The sequence below is a fragment of the Microbulbifer aggregans genome, from assembly GCF_020524005.1.
GTDB classification, from domain to species: domain Bacteria; phylum Pseudomonadota; class Gammaproteobacteria; order Pseudomonadales; family Cellvibrionaceae; genus Microbulbifer; species Microbulbifer aggregans_A.
Genome location: NZ_JAIVKK010000004.1, coordinates 75,505 through 93,776, shown reverse-complemented (window position 1 = coordinate 93,776; position 18,272 = coordinate 75,505). Strand labels below are relative to the sequence as shown.

13 protein-coding genes are annotated in these 18,272 nt (G+C 59.1%); 3 read left to right on the top strand and 10 right to left on the bottom strand.

Going from position 1 to position 18,272, the window contains the following annotated elements; all coding sequences use genetic code 11:
* Positions 1-12: 12 nt before the first annotated feature.
* From LC093_RS08020 to glyQ, 5 genes are all read right to left on the bottom strand, one after another.
* Positions 13-1,203, bottom strand: coding sequence for a class I SAM-dependent rRNA methyltransferase (locus tag LC093_RS08020; protein ID WP_226663983.1), 1,191 nt, complete (start codon positions 1,201-1,203; stop codon positions 13-15).
* 303 nt (positions 1,204-1,506) lie between these two features.
* The gene (locus LC093_RS08015) at positions 1,507-4,518 is read right to left on the bottom strand and encodes a S8 family serine peptidase (RefSeq protein ID WP_226663982.1); all 3,012 of its coding nucleotides are present in this window, start codon (positions 4,516-4,518) and stop codon (positions 1,507-1,509) included.
* 465 nt (positions 4,519-4,983) lie between these two features.
* Positions 4,984-5,538 (bottom strand): D-glycero-beta-D-manno-heptose 1,7-bisphosphate 7-phosphatase, encoded by a 555-nt coding sequence (gmhB, locus tag LC093_RS08010; protein ID WP_226663980.1) that lies wholly within the window; start codon positions 5,536-5,538, stop codon positions 4,984-4,986.
* Between the two features lie 115 nt (positions 5,539-5,653).
* A complete protein-coding gene (gene glyS, locus LC093_RS08005) occupies positions 5,654-7,735 on the bottom strand; it encodes a glycine--tRNA ligase subunit beta (protein WP_226663978.1) in 2,082 nt (693 codons plus the stop codon).
* The gene (gene glyQ, locus LC093_RS08000; RefSeq protein ID WP_226663976.1) at positions 7,735-8,706 is read right to left on the bottom strand and encodes a glycine--tRNA ligase subunit alpha; all 972 of its coding nucleotides are present in this window, start codon (positions 8,704-8,706) and stop codon (positions 7,735-7,737) included. Before glyQ ends, glyS begins: the two co-directional genes overlap by 1 nt.
* Positions 8,707-8,814: 108 nt before the next feature.
* On the opposite strand from glyQ, the gene LC093_RS07995 reads away from it, so the two are divergent.
* Positions 8,815-9,750, top strand: a complete 936-nt coding sequence (locus LC093_RS07995; protein ID WP_226663974.1) for a lysophospholipid acyltransferase family protein — start codon at positions 8,815-8,817, stop codon at positions 9,748-9,750.
* Positions 9,751-9,797: 47 nt separating this feature from the next.
* On the opposite strand, the gene LC093_RS07990 is transcribed toward LC093_RS07995, so the two are convergent.
* The 5 genes from LC093_RS07990 to def all read right to left on the bottom strand — a co-directional run bounded on the left by LC093_RS07990 (position 9,798) and on the right by def (position 15,738).
* On the bottom strand, positions 9,798-11,249 hold the full coding sequence (locus tag LC093_RS07990) for a TrkH family potassium uptake protein (protein WP_226663972.1): 1,452 nt from the start codon (positions 11,247-11,249) through the stop codon (positions 9,798-9,800).
* A gap of 16 nt (positions 11,250-11,265) precedes the next feature.
* Positions 11,266-12,651, bottom strand: coding sequence for a Trk system potassium transporter TrkA (gene trkA / locus LC093_RS07985; RefSeq protein ID WP_226663970.1), 1,386 nt, complete (start codon positions 12,649-12,651; stop codon positions 11,266-11,268).
* A 230-nt stretch (positions 12,652-12,881) separates the two neighbouring features.
* On the bottom strand, positions 12,882-14,195 hold the full coding sequence (rsmB, locus tag LC093_RS07980) for a 16S rRNA (cytosine(967)-C(5))-methyltransferase RsmB (RefSeq protein WP_226663969.1): 1,314 nt from the start codon (positions 14,193-14,195) through the stop codon (positions 12,882-12,884).
* The gene (fmt, locus tag LC093_RS07975) at positions 14,188-15,162 is read right to left on the bottom strand and encodes a methionyl-tRNA formyltransferase (protein WP_226663968.1); all 975 of its coding nucleotides are present in this window, start codon (positions 15,160-15,162) and stop codon (positions 14,188-14,190) included. Before fmt ends, rsmB begins: the two co-directional genes overlap by 8 nt.
* Positions 15,163-15,231: 69 nt before the next feature.
* Positions 15,232-15,738 carry a peptide deformylase gene (gene def / locus LC093_RS07970; RefSeq protein ID WP_226663967.1) on the bottom strand — a complete coding sequence of 169 codons (507 nt, stop codon included), beginning with the start codon at positions 15,736-15,738 and terminating at the stop codon, positions 15,232-15,234.
* A 204-nt stretch (positions 15,739-15,942) separates the two neighbouring features.
* On the opposite strand from def, the gene LC093_RS07965 reads away from it, so the two are divergent.
* The gene (locus tag LC093_RS07965; protein ID WP_226663966.1) at positions 15,943-17,010 is read left to right on the top strand and encodes a LysM peptidoglycan-binding domain-containing protein; all 1,068 of its coding nucleotides are present in this window, start codon (positions 15,943-15,945) and stop codon (positions 17,008-17,010) included.
* Positions 17,011-17,104: 94 nt separating this feature from the next.
* A complete protein-coding gene (dprA, locus tag LC093_RS07960) occupies positions 17,105-18,265 on the top strand; it encodes a DNA-processing protein DprA (protein WP_226663965.1) in 1,161 nt (386 codons plus the stop codon).
* Positions 18,266-18,272 lie beyond the last annotated feature (7 nt).

Sequence of the window (18,272 nt, the reverse complement as noted above, 5' to 3'; positions counted from 1 at the left end):
TATGCCCGCCAGTTACAGGCTGTTGCCTGCGGCGAGATGCACGAAATGGGCTTTCAGGTAGCGGGTCTCCGGGATGGATGGATGTACCGGGTGATCTGCACCCTGGCCGCCGCTGCCGATAATATTGATGGATTTATCCAGGTGACGCCCGGCGCCGCGCAGAATTTCCAGCAAGGTATCGGATTCCAGGTGCATGGAGCAGGAGGCGCTTACCAGTAACCCGTTCTTCTCCAGCAGGCGCAGTCCGAGTTCATTGATATGGCGGTAGGCCGCCTCACCGGACTTCTGATCCTTGCGGCGTTTGATGAACGCCGGAGGATCGAGAACAATGACGTCGTAGCGCTCACCCGCGGTAATCAGCTCTTTCATCGCATCGATCGCTTTGCCCTGAATGGTCACCAGATCGTCTTTGCGCTGATTCAGTGCCGCGTTCTCTTCACACCAGTCCAGCGCCTGGGCTGACACATCGACACAGGTCACTTCCTTTGCGCCGTTAGCAAGTGCTTGCACACCCCAGCCGCCAGCGTAAGAAAAGAGATCCAGAACCCGCAACCCACTAACCCACTGATTCAGCCGCGCGCGATTCTCGCGATGGTCATAGAACCACCCCGTCTTCTGACCCTCGTATACCGGTGCCAGCAACGGTACGCCGTTCTCCTGGAAAGGCACCATCTTGGGCACTTCGCCATGGGCGACTTCGCACATCTCGGGCAACTCTTCGACTTTGCGTCCCTGGTGGTCGTTGCGCAGCAAGACACCCTTCGGCTTCACCAGCCCCACCAGCGCATCGACGATGTCTGGCAGCAAGCGCTCCATGCCCCAGCTACTCACCTGTACCACCAGGTAATCACCAAAGCGATCCACTACCAATCCGGGCAGACCATCAGAATCACCGTAAACCATGCGATAACTGGGGTGATCAAAATAGCGTGTACGCAGCGCGAGCGCGTTTTCCAGGCGCTTCTTTAATTGCGTAGTTGTGAATGGCCCCTTGCGGGATACCAATCGACCGCAGATCAGCTGGTTGGGATTCACTAGTGCATAGCCGAGACTCTTGCCTTTGCTGTCGAGGATTTCGCACTGGCTGCCGGGTTCCAGTCCTTTGAGTGGTGTCTGCTTGGTATCCACTTCATTGCTGAAAATCCACAGGTGCCCGAGTTTCAGGCGGCGTTCGGCGCGGGGGTTAAGAATGAGTTGTTGCACGGGCTATACCTCTGGTAGGTCTGGCGGGGCGCCATTGTTGTTTTCAAACGGACAGATGACAAGCGCTCATTTACCGTGTGCCTTTCACGGCGGGCTAAGCCAACCATAGTTGAAGCCGTACATGGGGGATTATCGAATGTGGCGAGGCACGAACGTCACCAGATCGAAATAGGGTAGAAACAAAATGCAGTCGCTACAGGAACAGAGCGCGGGAAAATAAAAAAGGCCCGCTGTATGTGGCAGCGGACCTTTGGTGCGGGCTACGACAAAATTGTCGGCTTTCGTTGAATACGCGCTAATCCCTTAGCGGGCATTAATCACTAACTTCGTCGTGCCAATAACACCGCCATCGTTTTGATGCTGAACTACACCCAGCGCTCGCGTACCTGCGGGCAAGTCACGCCACTCGACTTGTAGATTTTCCGTGGCACCCACACTGGTTGTGGTGGGGCCTGTCAGTTGGGTATTGCCATTGTCACTATCCACGTAAAATTTGAACAGCGTAAATGGTGTTGTTCCCTCGGCAGAGGCGTAGTCAATAACAGTCACCTTGTACTCACCGGGCACCGGCTGCACAAGATCCACATTCTCGTTGGATGTTACCGTACCGCTAAAGCCGACATCGGGGTAACCCGCGCTGGCCGGACCGGACACCAAGAGGTCGAGGTCATCGGAGCCATTGCCAGCACCCACATCCTCATCAAAGAGTGCGAAGCTCGCGAAACTGGTTCCTTCCGGAATCTCCACCAAAATCTCGACATTCTCTCGATCCTCTACCGAACCAAGGATCGGGGTTCCGGTAGAGAGGCCGTCTATGGCGGAAAAATAGCTCCCTTCATAACCGAATATGAGTGGGATATTAACGATGCCACTGGTCCCGATGCCTTCGACAGTATCCGGGGCCGATAATGGGATAGGGCGAATTGCCAAGGGGCTGCGAACCTTCCGCAGGCCCTGCGACCAGCTCAAAGCGCCGAAGGCCCATTCATCCATGACCGCATCCGCTGTTGCCGTGAATGTCACCTCGAACGTCGCTGTCTCTCCGCCCGCAAGGCGCAGGATGCGTGGGGACACTTCCACCAGGATGCCAGAGGGGGCTTCCACTTCAGCCCAATACCAGTGGGTACCCTTATCCACATTGGTTACGCGACGGGTGACGGTTTGGCTGCCAAGCAGTGCAGCAATGCCTATAGATGGCAGGTTGAGATCCGAAGAATCGATGGAATAGCCCATGTCCTGCACAGCGGCACAGGTGCCAGAAGAGAAAATCTGTGGCTGGTTTTCAGCGCCGCAGGTAAAGGCAATATAGTCTGCAATGCCGGCGTCGTACACGAGACCGGGGAAAAAGGCATTGGCGGGCTGCACCATGCCGGCGCCGATATCAAACGGGTCGGCCACGGCCTCGCCAAAAGTCTCTTTCATATTCTGCCGCGCGGTGGTCATCAGTGCCGACCGCGCCATTGCGGGGGTCCACTCCGGATGCACCTGCTTAAGCAGTGCCATCAGGCCGGCAACGTGGGGGCTGGCCATTGAAGTACCGCTCAGCTTGCCAAATATTTCACCGTTACCCACCGGGGAAATACCCGCGAGGATACCGACACCAGGCGCGGCAATATCCGGCTTGATGATATCCGGTGCACCCATATTGGCGCCGCGGGATGAGAAACCGGCGATGCGGTTGTCGCGGGAAATCTGGATCTCCGGGCTCAACATACCGGCAGTACCATCAACTGAAGCCAGTGCGGCACCACCGGTATGACCTATCATGATTCCCGGTATTGTCGCCTGCTGCACTGACATGGTGATAGGGTCCATGCGGTCCGGGCCATTGCCATCGTTGTAAACGACGATGGCCCTAGCGCCCGCGGCTGCAGCATTGTTGTACTTAATAGTGAAACTGCAGGCTCCGCGAATGATCAGTGCGATATTGCCTTCCATTTCTGCGCTGTTGGTCAGAGGCTCACAGCCATGTAGCGGTTCCGCAGTAACCACTGAACCGGTAATCGTGCCGGCATCGGCAAGTCTTACCGGCCCGGAACCTTCCAATCCTTCGAGAGTACCGGCGAGCTCTGCCGGTGCGCTTACTTCAAGCCCGGTTGCGAAACTGGCGTTGTCCTCGGTGGCGCCGACGGCAGTAATCCAGGGAACCCCGGAAGGGGTGCCGATTGTTTCTTTGCCGGGACCGGAGTTACCCGCCGACGTCGCGACAAACACGCCGGCATCAGCTGCGAACAGAAATGCGATATCGTCGGGCCCATTAAACAGGGTGCTAGAACCACCCACAGAGAAGTTGATGACATCAACCCCATCTGCCACCGCCTGGTCTATCGCCTTCATTGAGTCGGAAGATGGACAGCCGCTGTCATCGGGGTTGGCCGCATCCCAACAAACCTTGTACACCGCAACACGCGCGCGCGGCGCAACGCCACTGAGAGTTCCGGTTGCTTCGCCGCCCATGGTGCCTTCAACGCCGTAGTTACCGGCAGCGGTAGTGGCGGTGTGGGTGCCGTGACCATCCGCATCCCGTGCGGAAAGAAATTCATAATCTGCGAGTGTGGTTCTGGAGAGGAAACCTTCAGAAAAGGCCTGTGCCTTGAGCAATTTATTGTTGCACTCGAATGGCAGATCCGCGGCGTTTACTTTGGTGTTGCCGAAGTCACAGCCGGTTCCGGTAAAGCCCTCTGGTGCTGGGCCGTACAGAATGGGTACCCCGCGATTGCCGCGTTTGGGCGTGCGCGTATCTTCTAGGCTGGGGTGTTCCGGATGAATACCGGTATCGATTACGCCAACCACCACGTCTTCACCGGTGGCACCGAGCAGCCAGGGTCCTGGCGTGCTATCGAGACCGAGATAGGAATAGGTTGAATCGGTCTGCGGTTTCAGAAGTTCATCTTCCCAAACGCCAAGTACATCTTTGCGGTTGCGCAGGAGTTCCGCTTGCTTGTCAGTCATTTGTGCCGCGAAGCCATTAAAGGCTACGTCGTAGTCGTACACTTTGCTTGCACCGGGCACGGCGTCCAGCGCTTCGCTTCTGCGCTCGGCCAGGAACGCTGCATAATTTTTAATATTGCTTGCGCTGAAATCCAGTCGCTGCCGCTTACCGCCTTGGGTGGTGGCGGGCTTGGTTGCCGCGAGTCCGCTGATCGCTCCTTCATAGCCGATCAGCGGTTTGTCGGCGAGTTGTACGATGTAAATCTTGCGCTCTTTCTTTACGGCTTGCGGCAGCGCTGTCATATCGTCTGCAAATGACGAAGTGGAAAATAACAGGCCCGCGAGAATCCCGCTAAATACCTGGTGTGGTCGTGAGAATTTCATTCAGATGTGCCCCATGAAAATAAAAAACCTGCAGCCAGACCGCTTTTGACGGTTGGTTACAGGTAGTTCCGATGGATAGCGGAAAAGATCCTGGATGGAACGCTGGCGCGTCGCATTGGCCAAGGGGTACCTGGCGTATGGCGAATAGCTAAATGATGCGTGAAGAATCAGCGTGCTTCCCTACAGCTGTTCTGCGCTGAAAAATCCCGTCACCCTGGTCGTTCCATCAACCTCTGATCCGGTAAGCCGCCCGATTGTTGTTATTCCGTCCTTGGCAAATGGGAGGCGTACGATCCCTCAAATTGGTTTCTACGGTAACCAACTGGATGGAGCAACAGGGTGGCGTTAGAAGTCTTTTAACGAAGAAAAAAGAAGAGATGTTTCACAAAAATGTCGCGAAAAACGCTGTGAAATCAATGGGTTAACTGGTACTTACGTTCCCATTTGGCTCAAGGCAATATGCTTTTATGAACACACACTCGCGAATTCGGCGAATTGCGCAAGGTCTTCAAACACGATGGTTGCAGCCAGCGCTTGATCGGGGTTTTGAATTAATTCCAGAAGGGTTTTTTCACCGCAACCGGTTTTAACCAGTACCGGTTTACATCCTTTCGTGGCCGCTGCTTCCAGGTCCTGGCGGCGGTCGCCGACCATATAGCAATCGTGCAGGCTGGTATCGAATTCCGCCTCAATGGCATCGAGCAAACCGGTGTTCGGTTTGCGGCAGCGACAAAGATCTTCGTCGCGGTGGGGGCAGTAAAAAATTGCCGCGATCTCGCCGCCGGCGTCTTCTACCAGCGCACGCATTTTTTCGTGCATGGCTTCCAAGTCGTCGAGATCAAACTGGCCGAGCGCGAGGCCACTCTGGTTGGTGGCAATCACCAACTGGTGGCCCGCCTGGCTCAACTGCGCCATGGCCTCGATACTCCCGGGAATCGGAATCCACTCATCGGCACTGCGAACGTGATTGTCCAGGTGGTGGTTGATGACGCCGTCGCGGTCGAGAATGATGATGGCCATGGGTTTACGCTGTTGGTGAAAAAAAACCATTTTGTAGGAGCATGCTTGCAAGCGAACGGTTTCGGAGTGCGGACCGGTTCGCTTGCAAGCAAGCTCCTACAGAGTGCGGGGCGAATTACTTGGCGGGTGCCAACAGGGAAATATCGGCAACTTCCAGGAACAGTGCGCGCAGCTTGGCGAGCAGAGCCAGGCGGTTGTTGCGCAGTTGCTCGTCGTCGGCCATAACCATCACGCCGTCGAAGAAGTTGTCCACGGTTTCCCGCAGGCTTGCCAGTCCGGCCAGGCCCTCGGCAAACAGCGCTTCTTTATACAGCGGCTCGACACCAGCGGTGGCTTCCTGAATTGCCGCGTACAGGGCTTTTTCTGCATCTTCCTGCAAAAGTGCTTCGTCCACTTCGGTGGGCGCTGGTCCATCGAGTTTGGCGAGAATATTCGACACACGCTTGTTGGCAGCCGCGAGGGCTTCCGCTTCCGCGAGCTGGCTGAAGCTGTGTACCGCTTGTACGCGATTGTCGATATCCAGCGGGCGCGACAGTTTACGCGCGGATACCGCAAGGAAAACTTCGGCCTTGATACCGGCGTCTTCATATCGGGCACGGAAGCGCTCGATCATGTAAGCCAGGGTCTGCTCTACCACATTGTCATGTTCTGCCAGCGCGGTGCGCGGGTAGCCGTCGCGGGCGAGGGTGAGCAGTTCACGCAGGTCGAGGTCGATATTCTTTTCGACCAGCAGACGCAGTACGCCCAGGCTGGCACGACGCAGTGCAAACGGATCGCGTGAACCGCTCGGCGGCTGGCCGATACCGAAAATACCAACGAGGGTATCGATGCGGTCGGCCAGCGCGATAATGCTGCCGGTCTCGGTTGCCGGGAGATCATCGCCAGCAAACTTCGGCATGTACTGCTCGTACATGGCCTTTGCTACGTCCAGCGGCTCGCCATCATTTTCCGCGTAGTAGTAACCCGCAATACCCTGCAGATCCGCAAATTCGAACACCATTTCGGTTACGAGGTCGGACTTACACAGTTGCGCCGCGCGTTGTGCCAGCGCCGCATCACCGCCAATTTTTTCTGCGATAACCGCCGACAGTTTCGCCAGGCGCTCGGTCTTGTCATAGACCGTGCCGAGTTTCTGCTGGAACACGATGGTTTTGAGTTTCTCGCGACGGGCTTCGAGGCTGATTTTCTTATCGGTCTCGAAGAAGAATGCGGCATCGGCCAGACGCGGGCGGATTACCCGTTCGTTGCCCTGGATAACCTGCTTGGCATCGGTACTTTCAATATTGGACACAGTAATAAAGAACGGCATCAGGTTGCCGTCTTCATCCACCACGTGGAAATATTTCTGGTGTTCCTTCATGGAGGAGATCAGCGCTTCGGCTGGCACATCCAGGAAGCGCTTTTCGAAGCGGCCGGTCAGTGCCACTGGCCACTCTACCAGTGCAGTCACTTCGTCCAGCAGCTCGTCGTCGATCACCGCTTCGCCGTTTACATTGTTGGCTTCGGCCTGCACCTGCTCGCGGATCATCTCGCGGCGCTCGGCAAAATCAACAACTACATAACCCGGGTCGCGCAGTTGCTGCACGTAATCGTTGGCGGAAGCGACGGCCAGCTCTCGGTTGCAGTGGAAACGGTGGCCGCGGGTGGTGTTGCCGGCCTTGAGACCAAGCACTTCAGCATCGACGACATTGTTGCCGAACAGCATTACCAGCCAGTGCACCGGACGTACGAACTCTTCCTTGCGTGCACCCCAGCGCATACGTTTCGGGATCGGCAATTGCGCGAGGGAGCGGCTGACGATATCGCCCAGCAGGTTTTCGGTCGCTTCACCTTTCTGCTCGCTGATAAATGCCAGGCGTTCACCTTTGTCGGTCTGGACTCGGGCCAGTTCATCCACACTGACACCGTTACCGCGGGCAAAACCTTCCGCCGCTTTGGTGGCTTTGCCGTCTTTATCGAATGCGGCAGCGACGGCGGGGCCGTGTTTCTCAACCTGTTTGTCCTGCTGCTTTTCGGCCAGGTCGCTGACCGCGACGGCGAGGCGGCGCGGGCTGGCGAAGGCTTTAACCTCGCCGTATTCGAGTTCGGCGTCTTTCAGGCCCTGTTCGATGCCATCGGCAAATGCCTGCATCAGCTTGTGCAGGGCTTTGGGGGGCAGCTCTTCGGTGCCCAGCTCAACCAGAAAATCCTGAGCCATTACTTCTTCTCCTTCTGCGCATCCAGTTGGGCGAGTACGTCATTGCGGGCCTGTTCAGTCGCCAGCGGGAAGCCGAGGGCGTGACGTGCGTCGAAATAGGCCTGGGCCACGGCGCGGGCCAGGGTGCGCACGCGCAGAATGTAGCGCTGGCGCTCGGTAACGGAAATCGCGTGGCGCGCGTCCAGCAGGTTGAACGCGTGGGAAGCTTTCATCACCTGCTCGTAGGCCGGCAGTGGCAGGCCCAGTTCGATCAGGCGCTGGCTCTCGCGCTCGCAGTGATCGAAGGTGTTGAACAGGAATTCCACATCCGCGTGTTCGAAGTTGTAGTGCGACATTTCCACTTCGTTCTGGTGGAAGACATCGCCGTAGGTGACCGGGGTACCGTCGGCATTGCGGGTCCACACCAGATCGTAGATGGACTCGACACCCTGCAGGTACATGGCAATACGCTCGATGCCGTAGGTGATTTCACCGGTAACCGGGTAGCACTCGATTCCGCCGACTTGCTGGAAGTAGGTGAACTGGGTGACTTCCATACCATTCAGCCACACTTCCCAGCCGAGGCCCCAGGCGCCCAGGGTCGGGGACTCCCAGTTGTCTTCGACAAAACGGATGTCGTGGACTGCGGGGTCAATGCCCAGCGCGCGCAGGCTGTTGAGGTACAGTTCCTGGATATTGTCCGGGGACGGCTTCATTACCACCTGGTACTGGTAGTAGTGCTGCAGGCGGTTGGGGTTTTCACCGTAGCGCCCGTCAGTGGGGCGGCGGCAGGGTTGTACATAAGCCGCGTTCCAGGTTTCCGGGCCGATGGCGCGCAGAAAGGTGGCCGGGTGGAAAGTGCCGGCACCCACTTCCATATCCAGAGGCTGTAGAATGACGCACCCTTGGCGCGCCCAGTATTCCTGCAGGGTAAAAATCAGACCCTGAAAGGTGCTCAAGTCCTGTGGACTGGAATTATGTTGCTCGGACACCGCGATCTCCGGTTTCAGCTGGGTGAAAAGACAAGGGGCGCAATTATAGCGGCAGCGGGTTGCGCACTAAACAGCGGCTGCCGAATTCGTGTCGATATAGCGACCATAATGAGAATTCCGGGTGGGAAACCCCCGCGTGAGAAGGATGTAGAAGCGTTGGACATCAAAGGGCAACTGGCTGCGGGAGCATTGAAACTGGTGGGCAAGCTGCCCCTGCGCTGGTCGCGCCGGCTGGGCGGCCTCGCGGGCAATATGGCGGTGGCCACCCGGGGAGAAAGTTTGCGGGTCAGCCGGATCAATCTCGAGCACTGTTATCCGGCGATGGACCCGGCACGGCGCAATAGTCTCGCCCGCCAGAGCGTAGTAAATACCGCCATGACCGGATTCGAGGTGGCAAGTCTGTGGCGCCAGCCCTGGAGCCGCGCCGAGGACGCCATCGTGCGGGTACGCAACCAGCAGCTATTGACTGATGGTGTGGAAGAGGGGCGTGGAGTTCTGGTGCTGGCGCCGCATATCGGTAACTGGGAGATTTTCGGTCAGTTCCTGGCGACAGTAGGTCCCACCACCAGCCTCTATGCCCCCCCTAAAATTGCTGCGCTGGATCCAGTCATCCGCTCCGGCCGGGAATCTACCGGCGCCAAGCTGGTACCCACCAATGTGCGCGGGGTACGCGCCTTGCTCAAGGCGCTGAAGGCTGGTGATATCGTCGGTGTATTGCCGGATCAGGAACCGGATGCCAGCGGCGGTGACTTTGCCCCATTTTTTGGTCACCCAACCCTGACCATGACTCTGGCTTATAACCTGATCCAGCGCACTGGCTGCAAAGTGGTGTTCGGATTTGGTAAGCGCGTACCGGAAGGCTTCGAGTTGGTATTGCTGCCCGCAGAGCAGGCCATCTACAGCGAGGAGCAGAAGGTTTCCCTGGCGGCGCTGAATCGCGGGGTGGAAGCTTGTATCGCGGAAGCACCGGAACAGTACCAGTGGGAATATAAGCGCTTCCGCCGTGGCCCGGAGGGTAAAACCGGGATTTATCGCAGAAGCTGAATCGCAGATCTGCGGCTGCCGTTAATTCGGCAGCCTTTCTTACTTTCTCAGTTACGCCAGAATGCCGGCGTCAGCAGCACCAGCAGCGTGAAAATCTCCAGGCGGCCCATCAGCATCGCCAGAATCAGAAAACATTTGGCAACCTCGTTTACCGAGCCGTAGTGCGCTGCGGCATCGCCCAGTGCCGGGCCGATATTGCTCAGGCAAGCGGCGACGGTAGAAAACGAAGTAACGAAGTTCTCGCCGGTGGCCATTACCACGATGGTGAAGACGAAGAACGACAGGATATAAACCGCAAAGAATCCCCACACCGCATCGGTGACCCGCGGGGGTACGATCTTTCCGTTCACTTTGATCGGTACCACCGCGTTCGGGTGCACCAGTCGATTCAGTTCGCGCAATCCGGATTTCAGGATCAGCATCACCCGCACGGTCTTGATACCGCCACAGGTCGAGGCGGCGCAGCCGCCCATAATCCCGATCATCAGCAGTACGTAAGGCAGGAACGCAGGCCAGAGTGCGAAGCTCTCGGACGCGAAGCCGGCAGTGGTACCGATCGATACCACCTGAAATACCCCATGCAGCAGGCTGCCATTGAGGCTGAAGGTGCCGGACATCCACAGGTAACCGACGATCACGGCACTGGCACTGATCATGGTCCAGACGAAGAAGCGAAACTCGGAGTCCTTCCAGTAGTGGCTCAGGCTGCGATTACTGAACGCAAAAAAATGCAGGCCGAAATTGATCCCCGCGGTAAGCATGAAAATCACGGCGATGGCCATGATCGCGTGGTTCTGGGCGTAGAACCCCATACTCGCGTCGTGGGTGGAAAAGCCACCGTTGGCGACGGTAGAGAAGGCGTGGCCCACCGCATCGAATACCGACATGCCGGCCCACCAGTACCCAATGCCGCACAGGATGGTGAGAATCACATAGATCACGATCAGCGCACGGGCGGTTTCGGCGATACGCGGGGTCAGTTTGGTGTCCTTTACCGGCCCGGGCATTTCCGCTTTGTACAGCTGCATGCCGCCGATGCCGAGCATGGGCAGGATGGCCAGCGCGATTACGATCACGCCGATCCCGCCGAACCACTGGAGCTGCTGGCGGTAATAGAGAATCGCCGGCGGCAGGGCGTCGAGGCCGGTAATGGTGGTGGCGCCGGTGGTGGTGAGGCCGGAAATCGACTCGAAAATGGAGTCGACGACGCTCAGGTCTGGCTGCGGACTGATAATGAGTGGCAGCGAACCGAAGCTGCCGAGTACCAGCCAGAACAGAGACGTCACTACGAAGCCGTCGCGGGTGCGCAGATCCTGTTTCAGGTCGTGCACCGGCAGCCACATAAACAGCCCGGTCAGCAGGGTGATGCCGAAGGCAATACTGAAGGCGATATGGGTACCATCGGCGTACCACAGCGATACCCCGATGGGCGGCAGCAGGGTGAGGCTGAAGACCGTGAGCAGAATGCCGAAAACCCGCGCGATAACAGCAAGACGCATGTGCAGTAACCCGCCGTCAGAAGAAGCTGAAGCCAACCTGGAACAACTGTTCCACGTGGCGGGTGTGGCGGCGGTCTACCAGGAACACGATCACGTGATCGTCGGACTCGACGATGATGTTGTCGTGCGCGATCAGTACCTGACTCTCGCCATCGCGCTCGCGCACGATGGCACCGATCGAGGCGCCTTCCGGCAGGTCAATGTCCTCGATTTTCCGACCGACGACTTTGGAGGTGCGGTTGTCGCCGTGGGCGATCACTTCAATGGCTTCCGCTGCGCCGCGGCGCAGGGAGTGCACATTTACCATGTCGCCGCGGCGTACATGGGTGAGCAGGCTGCCGATGGTGTTCTGCTGAGGCGAAATGGCGATATCGATATCGCCACCCTGAACCAGGTCTACGTAGGCGCGGTTGTTGATCAGGGTCATGACCTTGCGCGCGCCCAGGCGCTTGGCCAACAGCGACGACATTATGTTGGCTTCGTCGTCGTTGGTGAGGGCGAGGAATACATCGGTTTCTTCGATATTTTCTTCCAGCAGCAGGTCCTGATCCGAGGCGCTGCCGTGCAATACGATGCAGTTATTGAGTTCCTCGGACAGGAAGATACAGCGGTCGTGGTCCTGCTCGATGATTTTGACCGAGTAGCGGTTTTCCAGCTTGTGCGCGAGGCGCAGGCCGATGTTGCCGCCGCCGGCGATGGTGATGCGCTTGTACCCTTGTTCGAGCCTGCGCAGTTCGCTCATTACCGCACGGATGTCCTGGCGCGCGGCGATAAAAAAGACTTCGTCGCCGGCTTCGATCACGGTGGAGCCCTGGGGAATGATGGGGCTGTTGCGGCGGTAGATGGCGGCGACGCGGGTGTCTACCTTGGGCATGTGTTCGCGCAGGTAGCGCAGTTGGTGGCCGACCAGTGGCCCGCCCTGTACCGCGCGCACGGCGACGAGCTGTACGCGACCGTCGGCAAAATCCAGTACCTGCAGTGCGCCGGGGTGTTCAATGAGGCGTGCGATATATTCGGAGACGATCTGTTCGGGGCTGATGAGCACGTCGATGGGGATCGACTGGGTGTCGAACAGTTCGGGATATTGCAGGTAGGCGGAGGAGCGGATACGCGCGATCTTGGTGGTTACCCGGAACAGGGAGTGGGCAATCTGGCACGCGGCCATATTGGTTTCGTCGTTGTTGGTGACGGCCACCAGGATGTCGGCGTCTTCGATGCCGGCTTCCTTGAGGATATCCGGGTGCGAGGCGTGCCCCTGAACCACGCCGATATCGAAGCGGTCGCGCAGCTCGCGCAGGGTCTTCTCGTCGCTGTCTACCAGAATAATGTCGTTGCGCTCTGAGGCGAGGCTTTCTGCCAGCGAGCCGCCGACCTGGCCGGCGCCGAGAATAATGATTTTCATAATTGGTTTTGGGGGCCTGTGTTATCTGGCCTTAATGCCGCTGTTCCTGCGCGTTTTTTCAGGTGCGGTGGCGGCCAGGCACCGGGGACGGGTTTTCAGGACCGCTGTGAATACGTCCCTGTACGCTTCGTCGGCAACTTCCCTGTTGCCGACGATCCTGAAAACCCGTCCCCGGCACCTGGCCTGCAATTTTTACTCTGGTACTTCGTTAAGTGAAGAGAATGAACTGATCAGCTCTCTGTGGCCAGCTTTTCAAGTTTCGCATAATAGAAGCCATCGCCTACATGCATACCGGGCAGCAGTTGCATACCGGCTTCCTGCGGTAGCCCCCAAGGCTGATCATTCAGCAATTGCGGGGTATTGTCGCGCGCATCCCCGGTCTCCGCAACGAAGCGCGCGACCTGTGCGCTGTTTTCCTCGGGCAATATGGAACAGGTGGCGTAGAGCAGGGTGCCGCCGGGTTTCAAAAGGGCCCACATGGCGCGCAGGATTTTGCTCTGTAGCGCGGCCAGTTCGGGGATGTCGTCGGCGCGGCGCAGCAGTTTAATGTCGGGGTTGCGGCGGATGACGCCGGTGGCAGAGCAGGGGGCGTCGAGCAGGATGCGGTCGAATTGTTCACCGTCCCACCAGTGTTCGGGTTCTGCCGCGTCGGCGCAGATGATCTGGGCCGCGCCGCCGATGCGCTCGAGATTTTCGATCACCCGATCCAGGCGTTCTTCTTCTATATCCAGTGCGGTGAGGTCGATGTCCGGTTGCAGTTCCAGCAGATGGCAGGTCTTGCCGCCGGGGGCGGCGCAGGCGTCGAGGATTTTTTCGCCTGGTTCAGGCGCCAGTAACTGTGCAGCGAGCTGCGCGGATTCGTCCTGTACGCTCACCCGTCCGTCCTCAAAACCGGGCAGGCGGGTGACCGGTACGGCTTGTTCGAGGGTCAGGCCGGCGGGAGAGAACTCGCAGGGCGTGGCGGTGATTTCTACTTCGGCGAGGGATTTCAGGTAGTCGTCGCGGCTGGTTTTGCTGGTGTTTACCCGCAGTGTCATTGGCGGGTTGCTGTTGTTCGCGGTGAACACGGTTCTGGCGTCATCACCCCAGGCGGCTTTGATGGCCTGCTGCAGCCACTCGGGGTGGGCGGAGCTGAATTGGGGGTTGCCGGAGAGTTTGCGAGTGAGCGCTTCCTTATTACGCAGGGCATTGCGCAACACGCCGTTGACCACGCCGGTGGCGTGGCCCAATTTGAGCGCGCGCGCGGCTTCGACGGTGGCGGCAATGGCGGCGTGGTCTGGGATGCGGGTGTATTCGAGCTGGTAGAGGCCCACCAGCATTAGCGCTGCGAGCTCTTCATCTTTGACCGGTTTGCGCGCCAGTTTGCCGAGTAACAATTCCAGCCGCGGGGCAAAGCGGGCGGTGCCGTAGCAGAGTTCGCGCAGCAGGGCGCGGTTCTGTTCTTCCACCTGTTTTTCTGCCCAGGGCAGCAGTCGTTGCAGGGAGCCGCGGTCCTGTTGCAGGCGTGCGATAACTCGGGCGGCGAGCGCGCGGGGATCATTCATTGGTCTGGCCCAGTTGGGTTCCGGCGGCGAACAGTTCGCGGTAGCCCTTGAGGATTTCGGCTACCGGCAGCGCCTTTTTACCCGGCAATTGTAGTTGCGTCAGGCGCAGGGCTTCACGGCCGCAGGCCACCAGCAGGCCTTCCTCGTCAGCACTGAGAATGGTGCCTGGTTGATCTGTGTGGCAACCCTGTTCCAGGTTCGCATTGTAGATTCGCAGGCGCTGCGGGGTGCCTTTGCCATCCAGGAATTCAGTCCAGCAAACAGGGAAGGGGTTGAAAGCGCGGATCAGACGCTCGAGTTCCGCGGCTGGTCGCTGCCAGTCGATACGGGCCTCTTCCTTGGTGATCTTGCCGGCATAGTTGGCGAGGTCGTCGTTTTGTATCTGCGGGTTGGCGGTACCGTCGCGCAGCTGCGCCAGCGCTTCGAGCAGTGCCGGGCCGCCCAGCTGTGCGAGCTTGTCGTGCAGGCTGCCGCCGGTTTCGCGGGCGGTGATTGGGGTACGCACTTCGACGAGGACCGGACCGGTATCCAGGCCGGCTTCCATCTGCATGATCGCAACGCCGCTTTCGGCATCACCGGCTTCCACCGCGCGCTGGATCGGCGCCGCGCCGCGCCAGCGCGGCAGCAGGGAGGCGTGCACGTTTACGCAGCCCAGGCGTGGGGTGTCGAGCACGACTTGCGGCAGGATCAGGCCGTAGGCCACCACGACCATCAGATCGGCATTCAGCGCCGCCAGTTCTGCCTGCGCGGCTTCATCGCGCAGGGTGAGAGGCTGGTATACGGGGATATCGTGCTCGAGAGCCAGCTGTTTTACCGGGCTGGCGAGCAGTTTCTTACCGCGCCCGGCAGGGCGGTCCGGCTGGCTGTAGACGGCGATGACATTGTGCTCGCTGTCGAGCAGGGCCTGCAGGTGTACGGCGGCAAAGTCCGGGGTACCGGCGAATACGATGTTCAATGGCTGATTCATTTTATCCGGGAGTCTTTAGCCCCCGGCGGCAGAAGAGGGTGCCGGGGGCGGAATACGGGAGGCGAGGGGTCAGGCGCGCTGTTTGTGCGCTTTTTCCAGTTTGGAGCGGATCCGGTTGCGCTTGAGCGGCGAGATGTAATCCACGAACAGCTTGCCATCGAGATGGTCGATCTCGTGCTGGATGCACACGGCCAGCAGGCCTTCGGCTTCCAGCGCATAGGCTTCGCCGTTGCGATCGAGTGCCTTGAGGCGGATCTGGCGCGGGCGCTGCACGGTTTCGTAGAAACCGGGTACTGACAGGCAGCCCTCGTCGTACTTGTGGATTTCCGGGTCTAGTACTTCCACCTCGGGATTGATCAGTACCAGGGGTTCGCTCTGATCCTCGGATACATCGATCACCACGATGCGCTCGTGCACGTTGATCTGGGTCGCCGCCAGGCCGACACCCGGGGCGTCGTACATGGTTTCGAACATGTTATCGATCAGCGTGCGATGCGCGTCAGTCACTTCCGCGACGGGCTCTGCCACCTTGCGCAGACGGGGATCGGGGAATTCTAGGATTTCCAGTTTGGCCATAACACCTGTGACAAACTTCTAGTCTTAGTGGAACTTGCGCTGATAACATAATGATCGCGCTTGAAATTTGCTGCTGGGGCACTTTTTCCGCACACTGGCAATTCTGCCAGCGAGAGCGCTTTTCGCGCCCCTTAACCGGTGGCATCTGCCGACCCCGGTCCAGCGCTGTGAGATTATAGCGATAAAGAGCATAGGAATGCTTCCATGAAAAAAATAATCCTGGCCGCCGCCGCAACTCTGTTGGCGACCTTCGGCATTCAGGCGCAAGACTCGCGCCTAAGGCCTGACCACCCGGACACCTATGTTGTCGAGAAGGGCGATACCCTGTGGGACATCTCCGGGCGCTTCCTGTCCCTGCCCTGGTACTGGCCGGAAATCTGGCAGGTAAACCCCCAGGTTGAAAACCCGCACCTGATCTACCCCGGTGACCGCCTGAACCTGGTCTATATCGATGGCCAGCCGCGCCTGCAGCTGGAGCGTGCGCCCACTGCGTACAAGCTCTCCCCGGCCAGCAATAACCGCCTGGGCCCGAGTGTCCGCCGTGAGCCGATTGGCACCGCGATCCCTGCGATTCCGCTGGATGCGATCAATGCATTCCTGTCTCGCACCCGGATCGTTGGCCCGAATGCCTTCCGGGGCGTGCCCTACGTTATTTCCGGTCAGGATCAGCGCATCCTGATGGGGGCGGGCGAGAAAATTTATGCACGCGGCGATTTCCGCGAGCCGTTGGCGTCTTACGGTATCTATCGCCCGGGCCCGGTCTATGCCGATCCCTACACCGGCGAAGAGCTGGGTCAGCAGGCACTGGATGTCGGTTCGGTGGACCTGCGTCAGCTGGACGAAGACAGCGCCAACTCGGAATTCGCGGTGGCTACCCTCGACGTTACCCGCACTTCTCGCGATATCCGTCTGGAAGACCGCCTGTTACCGGTAGAAGAGCGCGCGATTGCGGCCCTGTTCCAGCCGGGTGCGCCGGCCGTGCCGGTAGAAGGTGTCATCCTCGGCGTGGAGGAGGGGGTAACCCAGGTTGCGAAATATGATGTAGTGGCGATCAACCGTGGTCTGCGCGAAGGGCTGGAGCCCGGCCATGTGCTGGCGATCTACAAGCGTGGCGCCACCGTGCGCGATCGTGTTGCCCGTCAGAACGTGAAGTTGCCAGATGAGCGCGCTGGCGTGCTGATGGTTTTCCGCAGCTTCGAGAAAATGAGCCTGGGCCTGGTACTGGAAGCGGACAAGCCGCTGGCGGTGATGGACCTGGTACGCAACCCCTGATGTATTGCTGAGTCTCCGGCGTCGTCACCAGGATGGCAGGCGGCGCTGGGAATGTATCCGCGCAAGCGGAAACCCTCCTGATACAGGATCACGCATGGATGCGTTGACCGCGACTCTGGCGCTTCTGCGCCTCGAAGGCATAGGGCCAGCACTTTACTGGCAACTGCTGGAGCACTTTGGCAGCGCCGCTGCCGCCCTCGAACAACCTCCCGAACACTTTTCCCGCAAGCTTCCGGATCGCGCCCTCGCGCAACTGGCCGAATACCAGCGCATAGGACTGGAAGGCGAACTTGGCCAGTGGGCACAGGCCGAGCGCGACCGTTGCCACAACCGGGCTGTCACACTGCTCGAGTGGGGCGGTTCTGGTTATCCGCCATTGTTGCAAGAAATCCACCGTCCGCCGCCGGTGCTGTATGTGCGTGGTGATGTCGATACACTGGCGATCCCCCAGATCGCGGTGGTGGGGGCGCGCCGGGCAAGCCAGGGAGGGCTCGATAATGCGCGGGCTTTTTCCTCCGATCTGGCGGCTGCCGGCTTCGCGATTACCTCCGGGCTGGCCCTTGGGGTGGATGGCGCAGCCCACAGCGGGGCACTCAAGGCGGGAGGAAAAACCGTCGCCGTACTGGGTACCGGTGTCGACCGGCTGTATCCTCGCCGCAACGTAAAACTGGCGGAAGAGATCCTCGATTCTGGCGGGACCATTGTCAGCGAGTTACCGTTGGGTACCGCACCGGAGGCAGGTAATTTCCCGCGTCGCAACCGTATTATTTCCGGGCTCAGCCTGGGTGTGCTGCTGGTGGAGGCGGCGGTGCGTTCCGGCTCGCTGATTACCGCTCGGCTGGCACTGGAGCAAAACCGAGAGGTGTTCGCCATCCCTGGCTCGATACACAATCCGCTGGCAAGGGGATGCCACCACATGATCAAGCAAGGGGCTGCTCTGGTGGAGGCAAGCACCGATATTGTTACGCACCTCGGCGGAGCGTTGGCGGGAGTGGCGCAGCAGGTAGAGCTTTTTGTCGGCTCGACGCAAGCATCGACGATGCTTCCCCGCGAACTGCAGCGCATTGTGCAATCCATCGCCGGCGACATACGTACCATCGAACAAATTGCTGGCGATACGGGTGACGAAGCCGGGGCCCTGATGTCAGCACTGTTGCAGCTGGAGTTGCAGGGGCTGGTGGAGCCGCTTGCCGGGGGATACCAGCTCACGGCTCAAGGGGCAAAACATCTGGCCGGCGAGAGCGAAAATCGCTAGTGTGCTC

Coding starts and splice junctions, on each gene's coding strand:
- rsmB (WP_226663969.1), bottom strand. CDS start 14,195: ATGAATGATCCCCGCGCGCTCGCCGCCCGAGTTATCGCACGCCTGCAA.
- LC093_RS08015 (WP_226663982.1), bottom strand. CDS start 4,518: ATGAAATTCTCACGACCACACCAGGTATTTAGCGGGATTCTCGCGGGC.
- def (WP_226663967.1), bottom strand. CDS start 15,738: ATGGCCAAACTGGAAATCCTAGAATTCCCCGATCCCCGTCTGCGCAAG.
- LC093_RS07995 (WP_226663974.1), top strand. CDS start 8,815: ATGAGAATTCCGGGTGGGAAACCCCCGCGTGAGAAGGATGTAGAAGCG.
- LC093_RS07990 (WP_226663972.1), bottom strand. CDS start 11,249: ATGCGTCTTGCTGTTATCGCGCGGGTTTTCGGCATTCTGCTCACGGTC.
- glyS (WP_226663978.1), bottom strand. CDS start 7,735: ATGGCTCAGGATTTTCTGGTTGAGCTGGGCACCGAAGAGCTGCCCCCC.
- gmhB (WP_226663980.1), bottom strand. CDS start 5,538: ATGGCCATCATCATTCTCGACCGCGACGGCGTCATCAACCACCACCTG.
- trkA (WP_226663970.1), bottom strand. CDS start 12,651: ATGAAAATCATTATTCTCGGCGCCGGCCAGGTCGGCGGCTCGCTGGCA.
- LC093_RS07965 (WP_226663966.1), top strand. CDS start 15,943: ATGAAAAAAATAATCCTGGCCGCCGCCGCAACTCTGTTGGCGACCTTC.
- dprA (WP_226663965.1), top strand. CDS start 17,105: ATGGATGCGTTGACCGCGACTCTGGCGCTTCTGCGCCTCGAAGGCATA.
- fmt (WP_226663968.1), bottom strand. CDS start 15,162: ATGAATCAGCCATTGAACATCGTATTCGCCGGTACCCCGGACTTTGCC.